The organism is Pseudomonas donghuensis (assembly GCF_000259195.1).
Lineage (GTDB): Bacteria > Pseudomonadota > Gammaproteobacteria > Pseudomonadales > Pseudomonadaceae > Aquipseudomonas > Aquipseudomonas donghuensis.
Genome location: NZ_JH650772.1, coordinates 8,326 through 8,996, shown reverse-complemented (window position 1 = coordinate 8,996; position 671 = coordinate 8,326). Strand labels below are relative to the sequence as shown.

Here is a 671-nt window from a genome sequence, read left to right as displayed (position 1 = left end):
AGTTTTTAGCCATACCGACGCGCCCAGTACGCAGGCACTGGCGACAAGATAAACCGGCGAGAACGGCAGTTCCAGCAAGCGGCTGGGGCGGTAGAAGGAGCGCCGGAAGACGGCCAGCAGGCAGGCGGTAAAGGTCAGGATGCTGGCCTCTTCCCAGTCGAAGCCCTTGAGCAGCGAGAGCAGGGCGCCGACCAGCAAGAGGATGGTGGTCAGTATCCAGGCGGCCGACAGGCGCCGCCGCAGGCCCTGGGCCAGCAGCAGGCACAGTACGCCAATCAGGCTGGCGCCGAAGTGCGAGGCGTCGATCAATCGGTGCGGCACCAGGAACCCCAGGTGTTCCAGGCGCTCATCAATTTCCGGCGTGGCACCTGAAAACAGCAGCACCACGCCGGAGAGAAACACCAGCACCGCCAGCACCGGGGCTGCCAGCCCGGATGCCGCCCTGATCGCCTGCTGGGCAAACAGCAGGCGCCTGGCTTCGCTGGCAAGCAGCAGGACGCAGGCCAGCAGCAGTGGCAATACCACGTAGATCAGGCGATACAGCAGCAGGGCGGCGGCCAGCGGCGCGGCCCCCAGCTGGTCGGCAAAGGCCGCCAGCAGGATCGCCTCGAAGACCCCGACGCCGCCGGGCACATGGCTGAGTACCCCGGCTGCCAGCGCCAGCAGATACA

Annotated in this window: 1 pseudogene; it reads right to left on the bottom strand. The window is 66.8% G+C overall.

Annotated features, from left to right (window positions below):
- Positions 1-671: pseudogene (locus tag UW3_RS29780) on the bottom strand (bifunctional lysylphosphatidylglycerol flippase/synthetase MprF); the annotation flags it as partial.